Origin of the sequence: Streptomyces sp. NPDC020884, assembly GCF_044333935.1 — a bacterium.
Taxonomy (GTDB): domain Bacteria; phylum Actinomycetota; class Actinomycetes; order Streptomycetales; family Streptomycetaceae; genus Streptomyces.
The window spans coordinates 483,277-496,738 of the sequence record NZ_JBIRRY010000005.1; the positions used below are offsets into that span (position 1 = coordinate 483,277).

Below are 13,462 nucleotides of genomic sequence, written 5' to 3' on the forward strand. Positions count from 1 at the left end.
CGGATTCCCTTCAATGGATAACGAGACCGAACGTTCTCCCTCTCCGGGTGGTCCTTCTGCCGGCTCTCCCGCCCGCGCCCCACCCTCCGCCCGTTTCCCTGAAAGGAACTTCCGTGGACACCCTCGTCGGTACCGCTCCCGCCAGCGTCCCCACTGCCCTGCGCAAGCTGTACTTCCTGCGCTTCGCGTTCGCCGCGGTGTGGGCCGCCCTGCTGTTCACGACCGCCGACGCGCTGGGCGCGCTCACCGTCGCGCTGCTGGTGATCTATCCCTTGTTCGATGTGGCCTGTGCGGTCATCGACATCAGGTCCGCCCGGACGAACGGCCAACCGGCGCGCGCCCTGTACGTGAACATCGCGCTCAGCGCCCTCACCGGCATCGGCCTCGCCGTAGCCGCCACCTCCGGCATCCCCGCCGTCCTGCGGGTCTGGGGCGTCTGGGCGGTCACCGCGGGCATCGTCCAGCTCGTCGTCGGCGCCGCCCGACGCCAACTCGGCGGCCAGTGGGCGATGATCGCCAGCGGAGCCATCTCCACGCTCGCCGGCGCCTCGTTCATCGCCCAGGCGGGCAAGGACGACGCCTCCCTGACCGGCCTGGCCGGCTATGCCTTCCTCGGCGGCGTCTTCTTCCTCGTCTCCGCCCTCCGCCTGGGACGCACCCGCCGGGCGTGATGTGCCGCCTCGACAGGGGTCCGGCGCCCACCGGAACCAGGGCTTGGAGTGCCGACGTCGAAGGCCCCCGCAGCAAGCTGCGGGGGCCTTCGACGTGCTGCGCGTTCATTGGCCGGCTTCCGCTCGACAGCTCCCGCACCTCGCTGCTGACCGCGTCGACTCCCGGCTCGAACAACGAATCTATGAATTGCGAAATTCGGCAATTCACTACATGCTGTGTTGGTTGTGTCGGCAGGCGGCCGAGGCCGTAGGCGTGGCCGTGGGCGCAATGCCGAGCGAAGCCCCGGGCCGTCGGGGTGGCGAAGGGGGTCCGTGATCGTGCCGGTTCCGCTGTATCAGGCGAAGGCCGAGTTCTTCCGGATGCTCGGGCATCCCGTGCGGATACGGGTTCTGGAGCTGCTGCAGGACGGCCGGATGCCGGTCCGCGACTTGCTGGCGGCGATCGAGGTGGAGCCCGCGGCGTTGTCCCAGCAGCTGGCGGTGCTGCGACGTTCGGGCATCGTCTCCTCCGCGCGTGAGGGTTCGACGGTCGTCTACGAGCTGGCGGGCGGGGACGTGGCCGACCTGATGCGGGCGGCGCGCCGGATTCTGACCGAGATGCTGGCCGGGCAGCACCAGTTGCTCGCGGAGCTGCGGGAAGCCGAGGTTTCGGCACGGTGAAGGTGTTGGCTGCCCGATCATGGGGCCGGGTCCGGTCGCTGCTGCCTGCCCGCGCGGACTTCGCTGTCATGGCCCGCAATCCGCGCCGCGACCTGCTCGCAGGTCTCACCGTGGCGATCGTGGCGTTGCCGCTGGCGCTCGGCTTCGGGGTCTCCTCCGGCCTGGGCGCCGAGGCCGGACTGGCCACCGCTGTCGTCGCCGGTGCGCTCGCCGCGCTCTTCGGCGGCTCCAACCTCCAGGTGTCCGGGCCGACGGGGGCGATGACGGTGGTGCTGGTGCCGATCGTCGCCCAGTACGGGCCGGGCGGAGTGCTGACCGTCGGGCTGATGGCCGGCGTACTGCTGATCGCGCTGGCCCTGCTGAGGGCCGGCCGGTGCATGCGCTACATCCCGGCGCCGGTGGTGGAGGGCTTCACCCTCGGCATCGCGTGTGTGATCGGCCTGCAGCAGGTCCCGAACGCCCTCGGGGTCCCCACACCCGACGGGGACAAGGTCCTGATGGTGGCGTGGCGGGCAGCCGGGGATTTCGTACACACCCCGAACTGGACCGCGGCCGCCCTGGCCCTCTCGGTGGCGGCGGTGATGCTGCTCGGCGCCCGGTGGCGGCCCACCATCCCGTTCTCGATCGTCGGCGTCGCCGCCGCGACGCTGGTCGCCCAGCTCTTCCACCTGGACGCGGCGGCCCCGATCGGCGACCTGCCGTCCGGGCTGTCCGTGCCGTCGCCGGCCTTCCTGGACCTGTCCGCACTGGGCTCACTGCTCGCCCCGGCCGTGGCGGTCGCCGCGCTCGCGGCGCTGGAGTCGTTGCTGTCGGCAACGGTCGCGGACGGCATGACGGTGGGCCAGAAGCATGACCCGGACAAGGAACTCTTCGGACAGGGCATCGCGAACCTGGCGGCTCCGCTGTTCGGCGGTGTGCCCGCCACCGCGGCGATCGCCCGTACCGCCGTCAACGTCCGCAGCGGCGCTGGATCCCGCCTCGCCGCCCTGACCCACGCCGCCGTCCTCGCGGTGATCGTGTTCGCCGCCGCCCCGCTCGTCTCCAAGATCCCCCTGGCCGCCCTGGCCGGGGTACTGCTGGCCACCGCGATCCGCATGGTCGAGGTCGGCGCCCTGCGGACCATGGTCCGGGCGACCCGCTCGGACGCCATCGTGCTGGTGCTGACCGCCGTGGCCACACTTGCCCTGGACCTCGTCCATGCGGTCGTCATCGGTCTCGTCGTCGCGGGCGCCCTGGCGCTGAGGGAGGTCGCCAACCATGCCCGGATGGACCAGGTCGACTTCACGGCTGATCTGCCGGGCGAGCACGGTGAGGAAGAGCACGCGCTGCTGGCCGAGCACATCGTCGCGTACCGCATCGACGGGCCGGTGTTCTTCGCCGGCGCCCATCGCTTCCTCCTGGAGCTCTCCGAGGTCGCCGACGTCCGCGTGGTGATCCTGCGGATGTCGCGGATCACGACGATGGACGCCACCGGGGCCCTGGTCCTCAAGGACGCCGTGGAGAAGCTGAACCGGCGAGGCATCGCTGTACTGGCCTCCGGCATCTGTCCCGGTCAGCGACGCGCCCTCGAATCGGTCGGCGCGCTGGGCCTGCTCCAGCGGGAGGGGCGCGAGTACGCCACCACCCCGGAGGCGATCGCCGGGGCCCGCACCCACCTGTACCGGGCCGGGTACCTCCGTGGGGCCTCCGGCACCGCATTCGTCACGGAAGAGGCTTCCTGATGTCCACCCCCGTCTCCCGCCGCATGACCGAGCTGCCCGGCACCGAGGCGCTGCGACCGCCCGAAACCGCGGCCCGGGGACAACTGGTGTACGTCCGGGCCGAGGTTCCCGTGCTCCGCCAGGCCGAGGTGATCACCGATCCGGACGGGGCGGGCCACTACCGCCGTGACCTGCGCGGCTGGCCGCACGGGCCGCACGGGCCGCACGCCACGCCGGTACGCGGCCGCCCGCAGACCGTCGCGGGGTTCCGTCCGGCCCACGCCGGGGCCACCCGGTGAACAGACAACTCCAGGCTCTCCCGCTGCGGCACGTCCTGACGCTTCCCGCGGTGGGCTCCGCGGTGCGGATCGTGCGTGAGACCACCGAACAGGTCCTGACCGAGTGGGGTGTCAGCAGACGCCACCCCATGGTCGATCCGGCACTGTTGATCCTGTCCGAACTGGTCACCAACAGCGTCCAGCACGCCGCCGTGCTGTCCCCGAACGTGACGGTGATCTACGCGGCCGGTCCGGACACGTTCGCGTTCGCCGTGCACGACCGGCACCCCTACCAGCCCCCGCACTTCTCGGAGCTCACCAGAACGAGCAGCGGCGGGTTGGGCACCGTCATGGAACTCACCCTCGGCCTCGGCGGCACGGCAGTCGTCCGGGGCGACGCGGACAGCAAGGGCAAAAGCATCTGGATCACCCTCCCCCTGTGAACGATCCACGCACGAAGACCGAGGCAGCAGCCATGACCCTTGAGTGGCGCTGCACCACCCGACCCGACCCGAGCCTGCCGCCCCCGCCACCCACCGGGCGGCGGCCGGGAACCAGCGCCAGTGGAGCAGCGACGCGTGGCCCAGCGCCTGGTCCGGCCCCGCTCAGAGCCCGCCGCAAGAGATGCACACGAACGATCGAGCAAGGAATCACCATGAACGATGTGACCGAGACGCTGCCACCGTGCCCCGAGTGCGCCGGCGTGTACACCTACGCAATGGGTGCGCTCCTGGTCTGTCCCGAATGCGGTCATGAATGGTCGCCCGCGGCCGCCGAACCCGCGAGCGGCACCGAGGACGACGGGCGGATCAGGGATGCCGTCGGCAACGTACTCGCCGACGGGGACACGGTGACGGTGACCAAGACCCTCAAGGTCAAGGGCAGCCCGAGCGGAATCAAGGCCGGCACCAAGGTACGCAACATCCGCCTGGTGGACGGTGTGGACGGCCACGACATCGACTGCAGGATCGACGGATTCGGCTCTATGCAGCTCAAGTCCAGCGTGGTCAAGAAGGTCTGACCGGGCCCCTCGGGACGCGGCGGCGGGACGGGCCGTGCGCCGCCGCGCCGCGGCCTGTCACGAGCGACTCTCCGCATGGGTGACCCCGGCGATTCCCGAGGTTACGACGGTGGAGTGAGGGCGCGATGATGGTCCCCATGGTGAAGTGTTCTGATGTGGATGCGGTGCACGGTACGCGCACGACAGCGACCGTCCGGGCCCCCGGCCGGCCGACGGCCCGGAGCGGGGCGGGGTTCGGTCGGTGAGCGCGCCGCTGTACCAACTGAAGGCCGAGTTCTTCAAGACTCTCGGCCATCCGGTGCGTATCCGTGTGCTGGAACTCCTCAGCCGGCGCGAGTACGCGGTCTCCGAGATGCTGTCCGAGATCGGCGTCGAAGCGGCCCACCTCTCCCAGCAGTTGGCCGTCCTGCGCCGGGCCAACCTGGTCGTCCCCCGTCGTGAGGGCTCCGCCGTCCACTACTCGCTGACCAACCCACAGGTGGCGGAGCTACTGCGGGTGGCACGGACCATCCTGTCCGGCGTGCTGACGGGCCAGGTGGAACTGCTGGCCGATCTCCAGGCCACCGACACCGACCCCGCGCCCCAGCGGAACAGGCCGACGCCCCAGTGAACGACGGGGACCCTCTTACACGCCGCCGGGCAGTCCTCAACGGGCAGTAGTCGGGAACCGCAACCGCCAACGTCGCCACGGAAGCGGACTACTGTGCGGAGGCCGACCCGTATCGAGCTACGGCTGACCCGGCTGGTCATGCTTAGCGACGTGTTCCAGTGGCGGTTCGGATTTTCTGCCTTATGCCCAGGTGGACTTGGTGCTCGTCAGCAAGCCCTGCAGTTGCTCACCGACGCGATGGTGATCACGAAGGTTACGCAGCACGGGATCGGCGCCGGCATCAAGCCGTGCCTTCGATCCCCCGCAATTCCGATAGCTCCTCGCGCCCCCGCTCGATAACGGCCAGCGTGGCCTGCGTATCCGTGCCCGGAGGGAGCGGGGTGTCGGCGATCAGGTCTCGGAAGGAGTAGGAGGCGGCGAGCCAGCTCTGCAGGGCGTGCCAGTGTTCCGCTTGGTCCCAGCGAAGATGCGGATCCCAGGGGTCGTAGTCGTAGGGAGTGTGGTCAATGCCGAACAGGCCCGCGCGGCGCACCAGGCAGGGGTAGCAATGACCGCAGTTGGCGAGGCCGGAGCCATGCGGGCGGTGCTTGGGAGGGGTGCCGCAGCTCAGGGTGGCGGCGAGGTCGGCAGGGGTGAGGCCCGCATCGAGCGCGGAGTGGCAGACCTGGCGCTTGGTGAGGTGGGCGAGCGGGTTCTTGAGTTGTACGACTGGTCCGTTTGCCACGGCAGCGATCAGCTGGTTCAGCAGGTGCAGCGTCCAGGGGTGGACGGATCGCGTGGAGCAGGCGGCGGCACGGGCGGGGGTCAGGGGCGGATTGATGGAGAGCTGGCCGTTTTCGGGGATATGCGCGGAGGGGGCGCCCTCGGCGGCTGCCGCGCGGACGGCGGTGGTCGCGTAGAGAAAGCCACGAGAGCGGGTGGTGCGCTCCGGGTCCGGGTCCCCTTGGTCCTTGTTCTGGATGCGTACGTTCTGGCTCAGGGTGATGCGGCGGACCGGGCGGGCCCGGCGCCGGCAGATGCCGTCGTATACGGAGTCCTGGAGGTGCCCGAAGTTCTGTTCACCGAAGGAGACGAGCAGTAGTTCCTCGGATGTACGGAAAGAGGCGCGCTGAGCCGCCCAGCTCAGGGAGTCCAGACCTCCGGAGAACAGGACGACCTCTCCGGCCCGGGAGCCGGGGTCGAAGGTGAAGGGCACGTTGGTGGCCAAGTTGGCCTCACGGAATTCCACATCCCACCGGTCGGCGGTCATGGTTCGCAGCAGGGATGTGAGAAGCGGTCGGACGGACTGCCAGCGTTCGTATGCGGCGACGGGTACGGAGAGCCGCATGTGGCGGGTCCAGCGGTCGAAGGAGGTATCACGGCGGGTGTGTTTGTCTGCGGCGAAGACCGCACGGCCGACTCGGTGCAGGTCGTCCGCCCAGGAGGGAGCAGAGCCCAGGAAAGACTGCCATTGCGGGGCACGGGACTTTGCTTCCCAGTAGTTGTGGTCGCTCAGAGGCTGCCATCCGGTGGGTGACTTTGCCCCGCCGGGCTCGATCCAGAAGAAGGGCCGATGGGTAGCCGTCATACGGATGCCTCCGGGGCGCCTTCATGGAGTTCCATTACGTCCTCGACGACCAGACCCAGCACTTTGCCCACCGTGCCGGGGACCAGGCGCCGGGCGATGTCGGGTAGGGAGCCGACCGGGTCTGCGATCACTGTCTCGGCGGACTCGGCCTCCTCCACCAGTTCGGCCGCCTCCTCGCAAAGATTCGGGACCAGCGAGACGACCTTGTCGGCGGCCCAGTCGGCCACGTGATCACCAGGGTCGAGAACATGCAGAACAGGCACGACGAGCTTGACCTTTTCGGCAATGACCGACCGGAGGAACTCGGTGACTATGTCCGCAAAGAACCACTGGTACAGCAGGCACAGCAGATCCCCGGCGAGACCTCCGCCTGCCGCTTCTCCTTCGCCGGCTTCTGCGTTTTGTCGCTCCAAAAGCCGTTCGGCAGTGTCCGTCGCGGCCCGACGTATCGCTGCGTCGGTGATCGTGCTGCCCCTCCCGCCTACTTCGTCGGTGAATCGGGCCAGGAAGTCGTCCGCGGAAGCCGTTGGGCCGTCGCGAGCCATCACGGCCATGGCGTCGGCAAGGCGATAGCCGGCCTCGGTTGCGGCGTCGACGAGGCCGAAGGCGGACTGGTCTTCGCGCATGGTTCGGTGCAGTACACCCAGATAGTCATCGAGGATCTTGTCAAGAAGCCGTTCGGCCTGCGGTCCTTCGCTGTCCCATCTGGACAGCCGACTGCTTATGGCGCTCCACTCGGCTGCCGTACCTGACCGGCCTCCCGGACCCAGCCAGCGTGTGGATGTGCCCATGCCAAATGCCTCCTCGGCTTGATGGCCTCTCCTTGCTATGGGAGCAGGAACACAAGGGCGCAGATAGAACGCAAATCGGCCATACTCGTTGCCAGTTCAGGGGGCGCTTCCCGGCCGACTACCTTGGGCTACGGAGCCCAGGTGTTCTTCGGCCGCGTCAACGCGGCTTCGGGAGCCCATCCGCCCAGGGCGTTGCGCGGCGCATTACCCTGCCGAGCATGATTCGCGCTGTGGCGTTCGATGTCAGTGACTGATTTTGGTCCTTGCTGGGCATCGAACGAGCCATGGGCGAAACGATGCTGGAGTGGGCAAAGCGCGTAGCTGAGAAGGAGCTCTGCGACGTGCTTCCCCAACGCTGGGCCCATTCGCAGGGTGTGGCGGCGCGTGCCGCAGGGCTCAGTCCGGCCTTGGCGGGGAACGCTGAGCTGTTGATTGCCGCGGCGGTGCTGCACGACGTGGGCTACGCACCTCGGCTGGCTGGGACGGGTTTTCATCCGCTCGACGGGGCCCGGTTTCTCCGGGACGAGCATGGTGCTGATGAGCGGCTGGTTCGGTTGGTCGCGAACCATTCGTTCGCGCTTTTGGAAGCCGAGGAGCGCGGGCTGATGGAGGTACTGGTACGCGAGTTCCCCTTGCTGGATGAAGGGCTGCTTGTGGACGCGCTTGTGTACTGCGACATGACAACGACGCCCGATGGCGAGACAACCACTGCAGCTGACCGGGTGGCGGAGATCGTAGGTCGCTACGGGGCGAACAGCCTGGTGGGGCGGTTCATTCGCAGGGCGGAGCCGGACATCCGTGCAGCCGTCGGCAGGGTGGAAGCAGCTGTAGCGGCTCAACCCAGGTAGGGGTACGTGCCAGCAAGGTAGTCGCCGATCTGCTGTCGCATGCTGGGGTGGACGTCGTACTGGTCCAGGTCGCCCGGCTGGACGTAGCGGACACCGTCGGCCTCGTCGTTGATCGTGGGCGCGCCACCCACCGGGCGGCCGATGTACGTGTTCTCGTACTGCTGGCGGATCTCGCCATCGGTGTAGGCCACGATGTGGTTCGGGTTCGTGTAGACCCCCAAGAATCCGGTGATCTCGGCGATGATTCCGGTCTCTTCCAGGCATTCACGCACGGCGCACTGGGCGGCGGTCTCGCCGATGTCCTGGGCTCCGCCCGGCAGGGCCCATTGGCCGGTGTCCCGGCGGCGTTGGAGGAGTATGGCGCCGCTGTCGTCGACGACGAGCAGGTTGTTGGCGGGGATGAGCGTGTTCGCCTTGGGGGCCTTGGGGTCGTTGTAGTACTCAGTCCTGCCCATGCGGCGAGGGCCCCTCCTGGTCCGGTGCCCAGGGCCGTGCGGTGGCCCAGACAGCTTCGAAACTCTGAGCGTAGTTGTCGAACCAGCCTGCGGTGTCTGCTCTGCGGAGATGGAGGAGAGGGTTGGCGCTGGCTGGCTGGCCCCAGACGTGCGGGTTGATCAGAAGGTCATCGTCGTACCGGAACATGGAGGTGTAGAGCGTGGTGTCGTGCAGGCGCACCTCGCAGCCGCCCTCGGACAACAGGGGCCGGTAGTAGGTCAGGGAGGCGCGGATTTTGGCGGCGAGTGTGTCGCCGATTCCTTCTTCGTGGCCTCGGATTGCTGCGGCCCGGCCCTTCGAGTCGCCGAAGCAGAGCCGCACTCGCACTCCGCTCGATGCGCGCTCGGCGAGCATCTTGGCAACGTGCGGGTTGGACTGGGCGAAGAAGGTGCCGGAGAAGACGAGGACGCTGATCTGCTCCTGGGTGCCCTTGAGCAGCGACAGCCATGTGTCCCGCGGGACGCTCGCCCGATTCTGGTAGGTCCCGACCAACTCCTGCCCTGAACCGGTGAGTTGCTGCTGAGTGCTCGGCGCCGGTGCGGGCCAGAGGAACAGTTCCTCGACCCGTAAGTGCTTGGCGACACGGAAGCGGTGGCGAGGATGGGGAACGCGCCCACCGAGCCACCGGCCAACGGTCTTGGGGTCCACCTCACAGACTTCGGCGAGTGACTCGGGTGGGATGCCGCGCTGGGCAAGCACGGAGTGCAATCGCTCGTTCACAAGCTTCATCCAAGCCGAGCCGGTCAGGGGCGGCAAGGACGGTTCGGGACGTTCCGCGGTGGGAGGGGCCATGACGGCTGTATTTACGCTGGATGCATGGAGCTCATCGTTCTGTGGGACATCGACCACACCCTCATCGAGAACTCCGGGGTCAGCAAGGAGATCTACGCCGCCGCTTTCACGGCCCTGGCGGGAAGGGCGCCTGCGGGGCCGGCGCGAACGGAAGGGCGTACGGACCGGCTGATCATGCGCGACATGTTCGAGCGGAACGGCCTGGCCGAGCCGGACTGGCCAGCGGTCGAGAAGGCTCTCGCCGACGCCGGGGAGGCCCGTCTCCACGCCCTCAGCCAGCGGGGAACAGCCCTGCCTGGTGTGCGGGAAGTCCTGAAGGAGGTCTCCGTGCGCAGCAGTTGGGTGTCGTCGGTGCTCACAGGCAATATCGCGGACAACGCCCGCGTGAAGGTCGCGGCCTTCGGCCTTGATCCCCTCCTCGACCTGCCGGTTGGCGCCTACGGGGCCGATGCCCTCCAACGCTCCGACCTGGTCGCTGTCGCCCGGGAGCGGGCTCGGCGGCTGCGGGGCGCCCCGGATGGCGTGCCCGTCGTGCTCGTCGGAGACACCCCGAGGGACGTGGAGGCCGCACTCGCCACAGGCTCCGAGATCATCGCGGTCGCCTCCGGCGTCCACAGCTCCGAAGAGCTGGCAGCCGCCGGTGCCCGTACGGTCCTGCCCGATCTGACAGACACCGGCCGTGTACTCGGGATTCTGGAGGCGCTCTCCGCACACTGAAAACGTCCCAGGACGTCCTTGGAGCGTCCCGATACGCGGTGACGAGGTCCGTACCTGTCCCGCCAATATCAGGTCTCCCACCAGGCAAGCGCCTCGAAGGAGACCCTCGTGATCAGCGAAGTCACCGGGATCCGCAGGATCCGGATGCTGTACCTGCAGTTGCTCTACCGCTGCAACTTCGCATGCCTGCACTGCTTCCACGGCAAACGGCTCCAGCACGCCGACGCCTTCACCACGGACGAGGCGGTCAACCTCCTCACGCTGATGCGCGACGAGTACGGCACCGAGGCTGTCACCCTGCTGGGCGGCGAGCCGTTCGTCTACCGAGACCTCGCCCAGGTCGTCCGGTACGCCAAGCGGGACCTGGGCATGCAGGTCGAGATCTGCACCAACGGCTACCGGATCGAGCGCCGGCTGACCGAGATCGCCCCCGACCTGGACCTGCTCCGGGTGTCGCTGGAGGGCATCGGTACGACCAACGACAAGATCCGGAAGTTCGGAAGCTACCGCAGCGCCCTGAGCGCCCTCGAAATCGCCCAGCAGCTCGGCGTCCGCGCCGGCGCGACCATGACGGTCACCTCACGCAACATCGACGAGGTCCTGCCGCTCGCCCGCACACTGCAGCACTACGGGGTGGAGCAGCTGAAACTCCACTGCCTTCGGCCGGTCGGCAACGCAGCGGACCACCCCGAGCTCCTCGTCAACGACGCCACGGCCTACACCCGTCTGCGGGAGTGCCTGGCCTCGGCCGAGCTGGACATCGAGGTGATCCTCGACGAGGACCTGTCCGAGCTCGGTGCACCAGACGCGTGCCTCCCCTCCGGGGGCCCTGTGGAGATCGAGCGGATCGAGGCCGACCCGCGCGGCGCGCTCACCATGTCCTGCAAGGCTGTCGGCAAGGACTCGCACGCCTTCTGGTACGACAAGCTCGCCGATCACATCGACCACCGGCCGTCCGCCACCGACGAGCTCACGCTCGCGGTGCCGGACGTGGTGTACGGACGTGTCTGACCCGGCGTCGCTCGAGAGCGTCGAAGGGCTCCGCGGCACCGGTAAATCCACCCTCGCCCCCATGCTCGCGGCCGCCCGTGGCGCGGTACTGGTCCCGACCGTCCCACCCGCCTACCAGGTACTGCGGCAGGAGGTCGACCGGCTGGGAAACGTAGAGGCGCGCATGTGCTTCTACCTCTCGGCCCTGTTCACCGCCACCGATCAGATCCAGCGGTACCTGTCCGCCGGCATCCCGGTCGTCGTCGAAAGCTACTTCGCACGCTGTCTGGCCAACCACCGCGCTTTCGGAGCCAACCTCTCCGTGTCCCTGCCGCCGGGCATCCCGCGTCCCGTCACCCACTACCTCGTCTGCGCGGAGGACGAGCGCCAGCGCCGACTCGCCCGGCGCGACAAGCCTGTCTCGCGTTGGGACACCCTCGCCGAGATCACCGCAGACAAGATCACCGACGCCTACGCCTCGTTCCCAATGCACCGCGTGAACACCACCGGACTCACCCCTGACGAGGCACTCCGAGCCGTCCTGAGCACCCACTCGCAAGGAGAGCAACCCCGTGCAGACACCCAGCATGTGGCGGCACACCCTCACCTTCTTCCCCCAGTTCCTCGCCGCGCTGAAGGAGCGTACGGGGCCTGACTCCACGGTGACGGTCATCGGCGCGAGCGACGGCAGACTCGTCGTGCCACTGGCCGCGGCCGGCTACCGCGTCGTCGCCATCGAGCGCGACCCGCTCGCCCTCCACGGCGGCGAGGTCCAACTTCCGGGTGGCAGAACCGGTCACGCGATGGGCATGATCGAGCGTCTGAAGCAGGAAGGGCTTCACGACCGTGTCCAGGTCGTGGAGGAGGACTTCCTCGCCTCCGAACCCATCACCGCCCCCTGCGATGCCGTCTGGACGAGCTGCTCGTGGCATTACAGTGCCAACCATCAACGGCCGTTGGGCGAGTTCGTCGACCGCATGCAGCGCCTGGTCCGGCCCGGCGGTCTGTTCGGCGCGGAGTTCATGATGCCCCTCACGCAACGCCACCACGTGCTGGAGCACTACACATCCCCCGAGAAGCTGCGGCGTTACTTCATCGGGGACTGGGACGTCCTGCTCACACTGCGGACCAACGAGTTCACCGAGCAGGCGCACGTCGGACAGCTACAGGACCACAACCACCGCATGGGCCTTCTCCTCGCAGCCCGCGCGTCCACCCCCTCCTAGAGCTACGGGAAGAAGGACATATGAAGCACGAGTACGAGGCCAAGTTCCTCGACGTCGACGTCGACGGCCTCCAGGCCAAACTGACGGCGCTCGGAGCCGTCCAGGCATTTCCGCGCACCCTCCTCACCCGGAAGATCTTCGAGAACGACGCCCTCGAAGGCGGCGCCTGGGTCCGTCTGAGGGACGAGGCCACCCGCTCCACGCTCACGCTGAAGCAGGTCACCGACTCCACGACGATCGACGGCACCACCGAGATCGAGACCGAGGTGTCCGACCTGCACGCCATGGCCGAGATTCTCCGCAACGTCGGCCTGCGCGAAGTCCGCTACCAGGAGAACTACCGCGAGGAGTGGCGCCTGGGCGAAGTCGCCTTCGACTTCGACACCTGGCCGGACCTCCCCACCTTCGTCGAGATCGAAGGACCCGACGAGGCGTCGGTCCGCCAGGCAGCCGCCCTGCTCGACCTCGACTACGCCGAGGCACGATTCGGCAGCGTCGACGAGATCTACAAGAGCGAGGCCGAACGGGACATTCTGGCCGAACCCACGCTCCTCTTCGCTGACGCCTGCAAGCAGGCTTCGGCCAGGGCTGCTGTCCCGAGCGAGTGATCCTGGGGAGAGGGGGCCGTGTCTGGAGAACTGGCCGTTGCTGTACCCGCACCCCGCACCCCGCGGCGGAAGCGGTTCACGGGCCCGTCCGGCCGCAACCACCAACGTCGAAGGCCCCCACTGCAAGCAGTGGGGGCCTTCGACGTATTGCCCGGTGAGAGCAATGGCGGAGGATACGAGATTCGAACTCGTGAGGGGTTGCCCCCAACACGCTTTCCAAGCGTGCGCCCTAGGCCACTAGGCGAATCCTCCGCCGCAAACAATACAAGACGTTGGAGGGTGCTCGCGAACACGTTCCCCGAAGATCGTCCGGAGGGGTCCCACAGGTCGTCCCGCGGGGGTGGGCGGGTGGACCGGAGGGGGTGGGGATCCGCTAAGGTGGGCGTCAGCCCCTCACGTGGCGCTATCTGACTGAACTCCCCCAGGGCCGGAAGGCAGCAAGGGTAGGTCGGCTCTGGCGGGTGCGTGGGGGGCCCTTTGCGTTTCCG

17 protein-coding genes, 1 tRNA gene and 1 other RNA gene are annotated in these 13,462 nt (G+C 68.3%); 14 read left to right on the top strand and 5 right to left on the bottom strand.

The annotated features are described in order from the left end of the window. Positions 1-113: 113 nt before the first annotated feature. From ACH4UK_RS19035 to ACH4UK_RS19065, 7 genes are all read left to right on the top strand, one after another. Positions 114-671 carry a hypothetical protein gene (locus ACH4UK_RS19035; protein WP_398357631.1) on the top strand — a complete coding sequence of 186 codons (558 nt, stop codon included), beginning with the start codon at positions 114-116 and terminating at the stop codon, positions 669-671. Positions 672-989: 318 nt separating this feature from the next. Continuing rightward, a complete protein-coding gene (locus tag ACH4UK_RS19040; protein ID WP_398357777.1) occupies positions 990-1,331 on the top strand; it encodes an ArsR/SmtB family transcription factor in 342 nt (113 codons plus the stop codon). After that, positions 1,328-3,052: a SulP family inorganic anion transporter gene (locus ACH4UK_RS19045; RefSeq protein WP_398357632.1), complete on the top strand. Its 1,725-nt coding sequence runs from the start codon at positions 1,328-1,330 to the stop codon at positions 3,050-3,052. Before ACH4UK_RS19040 ends, ACH4UK_RS19045 begins: the two co-directional genes overlap by 4 nt. After that, positions 3,052-3,330, top strand: coding sequence for a hypothetical protein (locus ACH4UK_RS19050; RefSeq protein WP_398357634.1), 279 nt, complete (start codon positions 3,052-3,054; stop codon positions 3,328-3,330). The genes ACH4UK_RS19045 and ACH4UK_RS19050 overlap by 1 nt, the downstream gene beginning before the upstream one ends. Further along, a complete protein-coding gene (locus tag ACH4UK_RS19055) occupies positions 3,327-3,752 on the top strand; it encodes an ATP-binding protein (RefSeq protein WP_398357636.1) in 426 nt (141 codons plus the stop codon). Before ACH4UK_RS19050 ends, ACH4UK_RS19055 begins: the two co-directional genes overlap by 4 nt. Before the next feature lie 221 nt (positions 3,753-3,973). Beyond that, complete coding sequence (locus tag ACH4UK_RS19060) at positions 3,974-4,330, top strand: zinc ribbon domain-containing protein YjdM (protein ID WP_398357779.1); 357 nt, start codon at positions 3,974-3,976, stop codon at positions 4,328-4,330. Positions 4,331-4,571: 241 nt separating this feature from the next. Continuing rightward, a complete protein-coding gene (locus ACH4UK_RS19065; protein WP_398357638.1) occupies positions 4,572-4,940 on the top strand; it encodes an ArsR/SmtB family transcription factor in 369 nt (122 codons plus the stop codon). Positions 4,941-5,220: 280 nt separating this feature from the next. On the opposite strand, the gene ACH4UK_RS19070 is transcribed toward ACH4UK_RS19065, so the two are convergent. Continuing rightward, positions 5,221-6,507, bottom strand: coding sequence for a 7-cyano-7-deazaguanine synthase (locus ACH4UK_RS19070; protein WP_398357639.1), 1,287 nt, complete (start codon positions 6,505-6,507; stop codon positions 5,221-5,223). Continuing rightward, positions 6,504-7,298 (bottom strand): hypothetical protein, encoded by a 795-nt coding sequence (locus ACH4UK_RS19075; RefSeq protein WP_398357641.1) that lies wholly within the window; start codon positions 7,296-7,298, stop codon positions 6,504-6,506. Before ACH4UK_RS19075 ends, ACH4UK_RS19070 begins: the two co-directional genes overlap by 4 nt. A 284-nt stretch (positions 7,299-7,582) precedes the next feature. Between ACH4UK_RS19075 and ACH4UK_RS19080 the strand changes: the two genes are divergently transcribed. Further along, positions 7,583-8,146, top strand: coding sequence for an HD domain-containing protein (locus ACH4UK_RS19080; RefSeq protein ID WP_398357781.1), 564 nt, complete (start codon positions 7,583-7,585; stop codon positions 8,144-8,146). On the opposite strand, the gene ACH4UK_RS19085 is transcribed toward ACH4UK_RS19080, so the two are convergent. Together ACH4UK_RS19085 and ACH4UK_RS19090 are read right to left on the bottom strand one after the other, a co-directional pair. Then, positions 8,134-8,601, bottom strand: a complete 468-nt coding sequence (locus ACH4UK_RS19085; RefSeq protein ID WP_398357642.1) for an NUDIX hydrolase — start codon at positions 8,599-8,601, stop codon at positions 8,134-8,136. The genes ACH4UK_RS19080 and ACH4UK_RS19085 overlap by 13 nt on opposite strands. Next, positions 8,588-9,361: an XRE family transcriptional regulator gene (locus ACH4UK_RS19090; protein ID WP_398357644.1), complete on the bottom strand. Its 774-nt coding sequence runs from the start codon at positions 9,359-9,361 to the stop codon at positions 8,588-8,590. Before ACH4UK_RS19090 ends, ACH4UK_RS19085 begins: the two co-directional genes overlap by 14 nt. Positions 9,362-9,457: 96 nt before the next feature. Between ACH4UK_RS19090 and ACH4UK_RS19095 the strand changes: the two genes are divergently transcribed. From ACH4UK_RS19095 to ACH4UK_RS19115, 5 genes are all read left to right on the top strand, one after another. Then, positions 9,458-10,150, top strand: coding sequence for an HAD family hydrolase (locus ACH4UK_RS19095; RefSeq protein ID WP_398357646.1), 693 nt, complete (start codon positions 9,458-9,460; stop codon positions 10,148-10,150). Between the two features lie 108 nt (positions 10,151-10,258). After that, positions 10,259-11,161 carry a radical SAM protein gene (locus ACH4UK_RS19100; RefSeq protein ID WP_398357648.1) on the top strand — a complete coding sequence of 301 codons (903 nt, stop codon included), beginning with the start codon at positions 10,259-10,261 and terminating at the stop codon, positions 11,159-11,161. After that, positions 11,154-11,795: a hypothetical protein gene (locus ACH4UK_RS19105; RefSeq protein WP_398357650.1), complete on the top strand. Its 642-nt coding sequence runs from the start codon at positions 11,154-11,156 to the stop codon at positions 11,793-11,795. Before ACH4UK_RS19100 ends, ACH4UK_RS19105 begins: the two co-directional genes overlap by 8 nt. Continuing rightward, positions 11,713-12,366: a class I SAM-dependent methyltransferase gene (locus tag ACH4UK_RS19110; RefSeq protein WP_398357652.1), complete on the top strand. Its 654-nt coding sequence runs from the start codon at positions 11,713-11,715 to the stop codon at positions 12,364-12,366. Before ACH4UK_RS19105 ends, ACH4UK_RS19110 begins: the two co-directional genes overlap by 83 nt. Positions 12,367-12,386: 20 nt before the next feature. Further along, on the top strand, positions 12,387-12,974 hold the full coding sequence (locus ACH4UK_RS19115) for a class IV adenylate cyclase (protein WP_398357653.1): 588 nt from the start codon (positions 12,387-12,389) through the stop codon (positions 12,972-12,974). 164 nt (positions 12,975-13,138) lie between these two features. Here ACH4UK_RS19115 and ACH4UK_RS19120 read toward each other — a convergent pair. Beyond that, a tRNA-Ser gene (locus tag ACH4UK_RS19120) sits at positions 13,139-13,226 on the bottom strand. Positions 13,227-13,359: 133 nt separating this feature from the next. On the opposite strand from ACH4UK_RS19120, the gene ffs reads away from it, so the two are divergent. Beyond that, positions 13,360-13,454, top strand: an RNA gene (ffs, locus tag ACH4UK_RS19125) — signal recognition particle sRNA small type. Positions 13,455-13,462 lie beyond the last annotated feature (8 nt).

Bases quoted from the DNA above. Each gene is read 5' to 3' on its own strand.
- ACH4UK_RS19050 (WP_398357634.1), top strand. From the start codon at position 3,052: ATGTCCACCCCCGTCTCCCGCCGCATGACCGAGCTGCCCGGCACCGAG.
- ACH4UK_RS19070 (WP_398357639.1), bottom strand. From the start codon at position 6,507: ATGACGGCTACCCATCGGCCCTTCTTCTGGATCGAGCCCGGCGGGGCA.
- ACH4UK_RS19115 (WP_398357653.1), top strand. From the start codon at position 12,387: ATGAAGCACGAGTACGAGGCCAAGTTCCTCGACGTCGACGTCGACGGC.
- ACH4UK_RS19080 (WP_398357781.1), top strand. From the start codon at position 7,583: ATGGGCGAAACGATGCTGGAGTGGGCAAAGCGCGTAGCTGAGAAGGAG.
- ACH4UK_RS19075 (WP_398357641.1), bottom strand. From the start codon at position 7,298: ATGGGCACATCCACACGCTGGCTGGGTCCGGGAGGCCGGTCAGGTACG.
- ACH4UK_RS19095 (WP_398357646.1), top strand. From the start codon at position 9,458: ATGGAGCTCATCGTTCTGTGGGACATCGACCACACCCTCATCGAGAAC.
- ACH4UK_RS19085 (WP_398357642.1), bottom strand. From the start codon at position 8,601: ATGGGCAGGACTGAGTACTACAACGACCCCAAGGCCCCCAAGGCGAAC.